At 43.6% G+C, this 10,647-nt stretch carries 8 protein-coding genes; 7 read left to right on the top strand and 1 reads right to left on the bottom strand.

Annotated features, from left to right (window positions below):
* Positions 1–162 precede the first annotated feature (162 nt).
* The 6 genes from EWV66_RS10205 (at position 163) to adhE (ending at position 9,371) form a co-directional block, all read left to right on the top strand.
* A complete protein-coding gene (locus EWV66_RS10205) occupies positions 163–870 on the top strand; it encodes a Crp/Fnr family transcriptional regulator (RefSeq protein WP_052276568.1) in 708 nt (235 codons plus the stop codon).
* Between the two features lie 152 nt (positions 871–1,022).
* Complete coding sequence (cutA, locus tag EWV66_RS10200; RefSeq protein WP_052276567.1) at positions 1,023–1,361, top strand: divalent-cation tolerance protein CutA; 339 nt, start codon at positions 1,023–1,025, stop codon at positions 1,359–1,361.
* 174 nt (positions 1,362–1,535) lie between these two features.
* Positions 1,536–4,283, top strand: a complete 2,748-nt coding sequence (locus tag EWV66_RS10195) for a phycobilisome rod-core linker polypeptide (protein ID WP_287115946.1) — start codon at positions 1,536–1,538, stop codon at positions 4,281–4,283.
* A gap of 213 nt (positions 4,284–4,496) precedes the next feature.
* Positions 4,497–5,735 (top strand): AAA family ATPase, encoded by a 1,239-nt coding sequence (locus EWV66_RS10190; protein WP_052276566.1) that lies wholly within the window; start codon positions 4,497–4,499, stop codon positions 5,733–5,735.
* On the top strand, positions 5,732–6,241 hold the full coding sequence (locus tag EWV66_RS10185) for a hypothetical protein (protein ID WP_052276565.1): 510 nt from the start codon (positions 5,732–5,734) through the stop codon (positions 6,239–6,241). The genes EWV66_RS10190 and EWV66_RS10185 overlap by 4 nt, the downstream gene beginning before the upstream one ends.
* Positions 6,242–6,704: 463 nt before the next feature.
* On the top strand, positions 6,705–9,371 hold the full coding sequence (gene adhE, locus EWV66_RS10180; protein WP_052276564.1) for a bifunctional acetaldehyde-CoA/alcohol dehydrogenase: 2,667 nt from the start codon (positions 6,705–6,707) through the stop codon (positions 9,369–9,371).
* Between the two features lie 190 nt (positions 9,372–9,561).
* On the opposite strand, the gene gloB is transcribed toward adhE, so the two are convergent.
* The gene (gene gloB / locus EWV66_RS10175; protein WP_072926024.1) at positions 9,562–10,335 is read right to left on the bottom strand and encodes a hydroxyacylglutathione hydrolase; all 774 of its coding nucleotides are present in this window, start codon (positions 10,333–10,335) and stop codon (positions 9,562–9,564) included.
* A 199-nt stretch (positions 10,336–10,534) separates the two neighbouring features.
* Here gloB and EWV66_RS10170 point away from each other — a divergent pair.
* On the top strand, positions 10,535–10,647 hold a 113-nt coding region (locus tag EWV66_RS10170; RefSeq protein WP_287107755.1), incomplete at its 3' end, for a transposase family protein.

Raw genomic sequence — 10,647 nt, 5'->3', positions numbered from 1 at the left:
GATAATCCATAATTTTGCTAATAAACATAGCAAAATTATAGATGATTTCCTCACCTAAGATCACATTTTATTCTTTTTTCCACTTCAATCTAAGAATTGAGAAAAAAGCAAAACCTTATGTTATACCATAAAAAAATTATGCAAGAGGTCTAATATTAAACCATGGAAGAAAAACGCTATCCTGCGGAAAAATCAGCAGAGATTCAAAAATTATTGGATACAGCCACCTTATTGGTCGGTTTGCCCCCTGAAACCCTCGATCAAGTTACTTCTCATGCTGTCACCCGAACTCATCCTGCTAATCGGGCGATTTTATTAGAAAATGATTGGGGTGGTTCGGTTTACTTTATTCTGGATGGTTGGGTGAAAATTCGTACTTACGATAGGTCGGGTAAAGAAGTCACCTTAAATATCGTCGGTAAAGGGGAAATAGTCGGAGAAATGGCCGCTTTAGACAAATCTACCCGCTCCAGCGATGCTATCACCTTAACCACGGCCACAATTAGCAGTATTCCCGCCCAAGATTTTGTTAATCTGCTCAAATCGGAACCTTTAGCGGGAATTCGTCTTTCTCAGTTAATGGCCAAGCGTTTGCGTCAACTTAACCGGCGTTTACGTTTGCGCGAGGCCGATAGTCTCTCCAGAGTGGCCGATACTTTACTCTTTTTAGCCGAAGGTCAAGGAGAAAAAAGCGGTCAGGGTGCGATAATTCCTAATCTACCTCACCGGGAGTTGAGTAGTATTAGTGGACTTGCCCGGGAAACTGTGACCCGCTCCTTGACCAAATTGCAGAAAAAAGGCCTGATTCAACGACAGCAGGAATCTCTCTGTATTCCCGATCTGGCCGCTTTAGAAAAAGCGATCGCCTAAATTCAGTTATCAGTTATCAGTTATCAGTTATCAGTGATCAGTGATCAGTTATCGGTTATCATACTAAATCCGGTTATTAAAGACTGATTATCTATTCCTCCTTTTGCATGAGTGCCTATCTTCACTAGGAAATTTATTTTGCACGACTACTTATGACTGAAAAATTAACCGGTTTTGGAGTGGTGCTGGTGACAACGGCCAGCGAAACGGAAGCGGAAAACTTAGCGATCGCCTTACTTAACGATCGCCTAGCCGCTTGTGTCAGTATTTACCCGATGCGTTCCATTTATCGTTGGCAGGGACAGATTGAAAACGAGAGCGAATGGCAATTAGTGATCAAAACCGATTTAAAGCAGTTTGAGCAGTTATCGGCGAAGATACAGGAACTTCATAGCTATGCCGTCCCAGAAATCATCGCTTTACCGATTGTGGCGGGTTCACAGACCTATTTAGACTGGTTAGCCTCCCATACAGGTGGGGTGTCAGAATAGACCAATCGGCAACTTGAGCGAAAAAAATCTATATAATTCTTAATAAACTATCTCAGGAAGCGCAAAAAGTTTTAATCTAGATGCTGATTAAATTTTTAAACATCTGGTTTTAAGACCGATCGCCTCCACGATTGGAGAACTCAGCACATCGTCAAGGGAGATAGTTAAAATCCAATGAGTCTTAAGGCAAGCGGTGGCAGCTCCTTAGCGCGTCCCCAACTCTATCAAACCGTCCCAGTATCTGCCATTACCCAAGCAGAACAACAAGACCGCTTTCTCGATAAACCCGAACTCAACGAACTGATCGCCTACTTCCAATCGGGGAGCAAGCGTTTAGATATTGCCCAAACGCTCACCCGGAACTCCGATCTGATCGTCTCGCGGGCAGCTAACCGGATTTTTACCGGTGGTTCACCCATGGCCTATCTAGAAAAACCCCCCGTGGAAGAATTGGCCCTGGTGGGTGCGGGTAAAGTTATCAACGTCCAGGAAGGGATGAAATTAGGAACCGTTACCTACGCTGAAAGCGGGTCTGGTGGCGGTAGTGGCATCCTCGGTGGCTTAAAGGGGATTTTCGCCTCTAGCGGCCCGATTCCCCCCGGATTCCGACCGATTAACGTCTCTCGTTACGGTCCGAGCAATATGCAGAAGTCCCTCCGGGATTTATCCTGGTTCCTGCGTTATATTACCTATGCGATCGTGGCTGGTGATACCAGTATCCTGATCGTTAATACCCGCGGTTTAAGGGAAGTTCTCGAAAATGCCTGTTCTATTGATGCCACCATCGTGGCCCTACAGGAAATGCGGGCCGCTTCGATCGAGTATTTCCAGAGAGACAAGGATGCGGCCACTTTAATCAGTGACTATTTCAATATCCTACTAGGGGAATTAAAAGCCCCCACCCCCTCTAATAAACTGCGTCAGCGTCCCAGTAGTGACCAACAGGGTTTAAGTCTTCCCCAAAGCTACTACAATGGTGCCGAAAAACGGCAAAAGTTTGTCATGAAAACCGGTTTATCGGAGTCGGAAAAATCTTCGATTATCAAGGCTGCCTACAGACAAATTTTTGAACGGGACATCACCCGCGCCTATAGTCAGTCCATTTCTGACCTAGAATCGAAGGTGAAAAACGGCGACATCTCGATGAAAGAATTCGTCCGTCGTCTCGGTAAATCGCCTCTCTATCGTAAACAGTTCTTTGAACCTTTTATCAATAGTCGCGCCCTAGAATTGGCTTTCCGTCATTTCCTCGGTCGCGGTCCTTCCTCCCGGGAAGAAGTGCAGAAATACTTCTCGATCGTCTCTAGCGGCGGTTTAGCGGCCTTAATCGATGCTTTAGTCGATTCTCAGGAGTATTCTGACTATTTCGGCGAAGAAACCGTTCCCTATCTCCGTGGTTTGGGTGCAGAAGCGCAGGAATGTCGTAACTGGGGGATGCAGATTGACCTGTTTAACTACAGCGCACCTTTCCGCAAAGTTCCCCAATTTATCACCACCTTTGCTAAATACGATCGCCCCTTACCGGATCAGCACGTTTACGGTTCTGGAAATGACCCCCTAGAAATCCAATTTGGGGCAATTTTCCCGAAAGAAACCCGGGAACCTAGTTCTAGTCCCGCTCCCTTTGGTAAAGATAGCAAACGTATCCTCATCCACCGCGGACCTGCCACTAATAACCAAAATAGCAACCCCGGCGCCCGAGGTGAATTCCCCGGTACTTTGGGACCGAAAGTTTTCCGTCTCAATAACGAGTTACCCGGTTCTAGCAATGGGGTGAGCGTTAAATTTGGCGAAAGTTCCACCCAAAGAGTGATTTTAGCGGCTTATCGTCAGGTTTTCGGTCGAATGCCCTACGAAGGTCAGCGTTTATCCGTGGCCGAGATTAAGTTGGAAAATGGCGATATTACTCTGCGCGAGTTTATCAAAACCCTAGCTAAATCCGAGACTTTCCGGAAAATCTACTGGACTCCTCTCTATGTGGTAAAAGCGATCGAATATATTCACCGTCGTCTGCTCGGTCGTCCCACCTACGGTCGTCAGGAAATGAATCAATACTTCGATATCTGCTCGAAAAAAGGCTTCTATGCTTTAATCGATGCCATTATCGATAGTCCTGAATATACGGAAGCTTTTGGCGAAGATACGGTTCCCTACGAGCGCTATCTAACTCCCCAAGGGATGCAGTTACGGATGGTGCGTTTGGGCAATCTCCGCGAAGATATCGGCCAAAGAGTTGATAAAGAGGAAACCCCCCGCTTTATTGAATTGGGTACACCTTCGATCTCGATTCGCACTGAACCCGATATTCAATCTCGTGTCGGTCAAGGTGTCACGGTTCAACGGGAACAAACTAAGGTCTTTAAACTGTTAACTAATCTCGATAAAGTTGCCGTACAAAATACTGTTCGTGCTGCCTATCGTCAGATTTTTGAACGGGATCTCGAACCCTATATCATCAATGCCGAATTTACCGCTTTAGAGAGTAAATTAAGCAATGCTGAGATCACGGTGAAAGAGTTTATTGAGGGTTTAGGTGGTTCGGATCTTTACCTGAAAGAATTCTATGCTCCCTATCCGAATACGAAAGTAATTGAATTGGGAACCAAGCACTTCTTAGGTCGCGCTCCCTTGAATCAAAAAGAAATCCAGAAATATAACCAAATTCTGGCAACTCAGGGATTAAAGGCCTTTATTGGTGCCATGGTTAATAGCATGGAATACCTACAATTATTTGGTGAAGATACGGTTCCCTATCGTCGTTTCCCGACTCTACCAGCTGCTAATTTCCCCAATACGGAACGGTTATACAATAAGCTGACTAAACAGGACAGTGAACTGGTTGTTCCACAAATTACTGGCCAAAATTTATTAAGTAGGGAGGCACAATTATTTGTAGGATGGGTTAGCGGTAGCGTAACATGAGCAGGTGTTGGGTTTCATGCTTCAACCCAACCTACGTTCATCTGGTTACAAATTACTGGCCAAAATTTATTAAGTAGGGAGGCACAATTATTTGTAGGATGGGTTAGCGGTAGCGTAACATGAGCAGGTGTTGGGTTTCATGCTTCAACCCAACCTACGTTCATCTTATATTTAATTCCACCCACCCACTTATCGTCAATCAAGGGGATAACAATGAGCCAAATTAAAGTTAAAAACTTCGGTCCAATTAAGGCGGGTTTACTAGAAAATGATGGTTTTATCGACGTTCGGAAAGTAACGATTTTTATCGGTAATCAAGGAACTGGAAAAAGTAGCATTGCTAAATTAATATCAACATTAAGCTGGTTGGAAAAAGCTCTATATCGTGGGGATTTAGAGGAAAAATATGTGACTAAATATAATCGTTTTGTTAAATCTTTTTGTCAATACCAAAATTTAACCAATTACTTTTTACCCGAAACCCAAATTGAATACAATGGAGATGTTTATCGAATTAGTTTTGAAAATGCTAAATTATCGATCGAGCGTACTGATAATCCAAAGTATCGAGTACCAAAAATTATGTATGTACCAGCAGAGCGAAACTTTTTGAGTGCAGTAAGATGGCCAGAAAAACTCAAAGGACTGCCAGAATCATTATATACTTTCTGGGAAGAATTGGATCGCTCACAACAGGAATTATCTGGCAGTTTGACTTTGCCAGTAGGTGAGGTTAAATTGGAATTTGATAAACTTAATAGACTGGCAAAGATTGTGGGTAGTGATTATCAACTAAATCTATCAGAAGCTTCCAGTGGTTTTCAGTCTTTTGTTCCTTTATTTCTCGTTTCTCGAAATATTGCTTTATCGATCAATCGAACTCAAGAAAATTCCCGCAATGAACTCAGTGGAGAGGAGCAAAAAAGATTAAAAATGGAAATCGAGAAAATTATCTCTAATGATAATCTTTCCGATGACCTAAAAAGGGCAGCACTAGAAGTGTTATCTTCTAAATACCGCAATGAGTGTTTTGTAAATATTGTGGAAGAAATCGAGCAGAATCTATTTCCCCAATCTCAGAAAAAGATTTTATATAAATTATTTGAATTTGCCAATTTAACCCAGGGAAATAAACTAATTTTAACTACTCATAGTCCTTATATTATCAACGATCTAACCCTAGCTATCAAAGCGGATAAAGTTATCAAAAAAATCCTATCATCAGCGATTTATAACGCCGATTATCTCCAAGAAAAGCTCAACCAAATTGTCCCGAAAGCCTCTTGTATAGCGGCAGAAGATGCTATTGTATATGAATTAACAGAGCAAGGAGAAATCCGAGAACTTGCTACATATAATGGTTTACCTTCTGATGAAAATTATCTCAATCTTTCCCTGGGAGAGACAAATCAGCTTTTTGATGATTTACTAGAAATCGAAGAACAGTTATGAAGATAAATTTCTTTGATAAAAAATGTCAGAGTCAAACCCATCGGCATAAATTTGGAATTTGTGATCAGCCATCTCCCTCAGAAAATCCCGCTTATTTAGATACAGAAAATCCCAGTGATTGGATTGCTATTGTGGAAAACTCTCAAGAAATTGAAGTGACATTTACCGCTATTGATAAATGTATTGAAATTAGAAAAGTCGATGGTAGTGGTATGGATAAACGCTGTGATGGAATGCTGACCTATGCTAATTGTTTGATTTTTGTAGAATTAAAAGAACGAAAGGGGAAAAATTCGGGGTGGGTAGGAGACGGAGAAGAGCAACTAAGAAACACAATTCGGGTATTTATTGAAAATCATGGTATAGAGGATTATTCGTCTAGAAAAGCCTACATTGCTAATAACAAAAAGCCTAACTTTCAGACTTCACAACAGGAGAGGATGGAAAAATTTCGCCAAGAAACTGGGTTTAGATTAATTATTCAAAATATCATCAAAATTGAGTGATTTAATTCTCTTTGATTCGGTGGCTCTGAAGATATTTATTTTCTAGAGTTTAGAGATATCCTAGTTTGATGTTGAATCTCACCCTGAATCCGTTGCCAAGCTGTGATCAACTTTAAACTTTTCACTCAAGGAGCGCGGAATAGAACCAGCTTCTCGAACACGGCTTGAATTTCTGGTAACTTGATCATTGAGTCTCTGTCCTCAAACTTTTTCTAGGTACTGGTCAATCATAATTTATACTAAATCCAGTTATTAAAAACTGATTATTTATTCTCCCCTTTGCATGAGTGCCTCTTGCATGAGTGCCTGTCCTGATATGTCACCTATGCTCAATGGATTTAGAATTAGTATCCTATAATACCAATGCTTAGGAAACTATAAAGAAAATCCCAAGATTAAGTGAATCCCTTGCCGAAAAACGCTATAAGAAAATAAAATGTCTAATTTCATCCACAAAATTGTTATGACAGTTACCAATAGACAAGAGCTAGAAGAACTGATACAACAGGTAAAAAAAGCTCAACAACAATTTGCCAACTATAACCAAGAACAAGTAGATCTTATCTTCAAAAAAGCGGCATTAGCAGCCAACAACGCTCGCATTCCCCTAGCTAAAATGGCAGTCCAAGAGACAGGGATGGGAGTAATAGAAGATAAAGTGATTAAAAACCATTTTGCCTCAGAAATCATCTACAACAAATATAAACACAGCAAAACCTGCGGAATTATCGAAGAAGATAAATCCTTTGGATTGCAAAAAATCGCCGAACCCGTGGGCATTTTAGCGGGGATCGTACCCACCACAAATCCCACCGCCACAGCCATTTTTAAAGCCCTAATTGCCCTGAAAACCCGCAACGGCATCATTTTTTCCCCCCATCCGCGAGCCAAAGACTGCACCATCGCGGCGGCCAAAATTGTCTTGGAAGCGGCCGTCAAAGCAGGTGCGCCGGCCGGTATTATTGGTTGGATCGATCAGCCATCGGTGGAACTTTCCCAAGCATTAATGCAACATCCCTGCATTAATTTAATCCTCGCTACCGGCGGTCCCGGTATGGTAAAAGCGGCCTATTCTTCGGGAAGACCTTCCTTAGGAGTCGGTGCCGGTAATACTCCCGCTTTAGTGGACGAAACCGCTCACATAAAAATGGCCGTTTCCTCGATTATTCTCAGTAAAACCTTCGATAACGGCATGATTTGCGCCTCCGAACAATCGGTAATCGTTGTCGATAGCATCTATGAAGAAGTTCGACAGGAATTTATTGATCGGGGGGCCTATCTTCTTTCCCCCGAAGAAAGGCAAAAAGTCGTCGGGATTCTCCTAAAAGATGGTCATATCAACCCCGATATCGTCGGTCAACCGGTAGAAAAATTAGCCGCCATGGCTGGAATTTCTGTTCCCGAAGATACCCGCTTACTAATCGGAGAAGTGGAAAATATTGGCTTAGAGGAACCATTTTCCTACGAAAAACTCTCGCCAATTTTAGCCATGTACCGGGCAAAAGACTTTGAAGATGGGGTAAAAAAAGCCGAAAAACTGGTCTTATTTGCCGGTCGAGGTCATACGGCCGTGCTTTATACCGCACCCTCCAATCGGGAAAATATTAAGCGCTTTGAAGACAACGTAGAAACGGCCCGGGTATTAATTAATACCCCTTCCTCCCAGGGTGCGATCGGTGATATCTATAACTTCCGTCTCGATCCTAGTTTAACCCTCGGTTGTGGCACTTGGGGCGGTAATTCCATCAGCGAAAACGTCGAACCTACCCACCTATTAAATATTAAAACCGTAGCCGAGCGCCGGGAAAATATGCTTTGGTTCCGAGTACCACCAAAAGTATATTTTAAATACGGAGCATTACCGATCGCTATTCGGGAATTAGCCGGCAAAAAACGGGCCTTTATTGTCACCGATAAACCTCTTTTTGACCTAGGAGTTACCGCACCTTTACAGGAAATTTTAGAAGAAATCGGCATCACGGTTAATATCTTTTATGATGTGGAACCCGATCCTTCCCTGGAAACCGTCGAACGCGGTTTAAGCGTGATTAATACCTTCAATCCCGATGTGATTATCGCTATCGGTGGTGGTTCCCCCATGGATGCCGCTAAAATCATGTGGCTACTCTACGAGCATCCAGAGATAGAATTCGAGAGCTTGGCGATGCGTTTTATGGATATCCGCAAACGAGTCTATGAATTGCCCCCTTTAGGCGAAAAAGCTCTGATGGTTTGTATTCCCACCACTTCGGGAACAGGATCGGAAGTGACTCCCTTCGCCGTCGTGACCGATCGCCGTAATAATATTAAGTATCCTTTGGCAGATTATGCCCTAACTCCCAGCATGGCAATTGTTGATCCGGAATTAGTGCTGAATATGCCGAAAAAATTAACAGCCTACGGCGGAATTGACGCGTTAACTCACGCTCTTGAGTCCTACGTCTCGGTTTTAGCCTCAGAGTACACCAATGCTCTTGCTCAAGATGCCATCCGACTGCTGTTTAAATACTTGCCCAGTTCCTATCATAACGGAGCTAAAGACCCGAAAGCGCGGGAGAAAGTCCATTACGCGGCGACAATGGCAGGAATGGCCTTCGCTAATGGCTTTTTAGGCATCTGTCACTCCATGGCCCACCAATTGGGGGCAATTTTCCACATTCCCCACGGTCTGGCCAATGCCTTGATGATTTCCCACGTCATCCTCTATAATGCCACCGATGCCCCCTTTAAACAGGCCACCTTCTCTCAGTACAAATATCCTAACGTAAAATGGCGCTATGCCAGGATCGCCCATTCCCTGGGACTGGGAGGAGAAAGCGAGACCGAAAGTGTGGAAAGATTAGTATTAGCGATCGAATGTTTAAAACGGGAAATCGGTATTCCGGCCAGTATTAAAGAGGTAATTCCCGAAAGTGAAGCCGAATTTATGGCCAAATTAGACCATTTAGCTGAACAAGCTTTCGATGATCAGTGTACCGGAGCCAATCCCCGTTATCCCCTGATTGAGGACTTAAAAAACCTGTTAATCCAAGCTTATCACGGCAATTTGCCCCTAGAGGTGGCGGTAAATGGTCACGGTGATGTCAGTCTTGCCGATTTGAAGTTAGATCCGCAACCCTTGAGCTTGTAGAGATAGATTTTGCCTTTGATCCCCCCTACCCCCTAGTAGGGTTGATTCATGAATCAACCCTACAAATCAACCCTACCCCCCTTAATCAGGGGATATCCCCCCTACCCCCCTTAATCAGGGGATATCCCCCCTACCCCCCTTATTAAGGGGGGTTTTGACAGTTTTTAACACCTACCTACTTAGCTACCAGTTAAAAATTATCTTTTTTCCCCCGCAGCCGTGCAAACACTTGTACTGGTTCGTTGCTATCCATGGTCATTGCCAAAGCGGGACTATCCCAACGCAAAAAAGGATTAGTCAGCTTTTCCGTCCCCAAAATTGCTGGAATCGTGGGAAGATCTTGGGCGCGATTTTTCTCCACTTCCCGATAACGCTGTTGCAGAGCAGCATTATTAGGGTCAACTGTCAAGGCAAACTTTAAATTATTTAACGTATATTCGTGAGCGCACCAAACCCTAGTCTGGTCAGGCAGCGATCGCAATTTAGTTAAAGAAGCCACCATTTGCCCCGGTGTTCCCTCAAATAAACGACCACAACCCCCCGAAAACAGGGTATCACCACAGAATAACTCGCCGTAATCTCCGGGGTTAACTGGGGGAAAATAGTAGGCAATATGAGCGCGAGTGTGGCCGGGGACAAAGAAAACCTCGGCCGAGCGACCGGCAAATTCCACCCGATCCCCCTCCGCTAAAAACAGCTGCTGCCCCGGAATGCGACCGCGATCCTCCTTTCCCCCATAAACACAAAGATGGGGATAACGATTAATTAAAGCCTGATTAGCCCCCACATGGTCGCCGTGGTGATGGGTATTGAAAATAGCGACTAAATCCACCTGTAAAGCCTCCAATCGCCTGAAAACGGGTTCAGGTTCCGCCGGATCCACCACGGCTGCGATTTTTTGCGCTCGATCGTAGAGGAGGAAAATATAATTATCGGAAAGGGCGTTAAGACGTTCGATCTCCATGGTAGAATCTTGATGCTCAGGTTTAACTCGATCATTTGACATCCTCGCCGGCGTAAAACGGACGGCGATTCCTCACCACGCCACTTTTTTAGGGTGGTCGCGTCAACGTAGGGCTATTTCATTCTCCCATCAGAATATCAAAAGTAAAAGCGATCACTGTCTTTGTAAAATGAGAAGTGACCGCCAACCTTTTAAATATATGTTGAGCTTAATAGAAAAACTGAAACAAGTCAAGGACTTTCGGAAAGATCAAGGAAAAAGACACCCTTTATGGATAGTATTAGTAGTAATAATACTGGGAACAATGCTAGG

Origin of the sequence: Microcystis sp. M_OC_Ca_00000000_C217Col, from assembly GCF_007095585.1 — a bacterium.
Classification (GTDB): Bacteria; Cyanobacteriota; Cyanobacteriia; order Cyanobacteriales; family Microcystaceae; genus Microcystis; species Microcystis panniformis.
The sequence above is the reverse complement of the archived record's forward strand: the minus strand, read 5'-3'. Positions and strand labels throughout refer to the sequence as shown.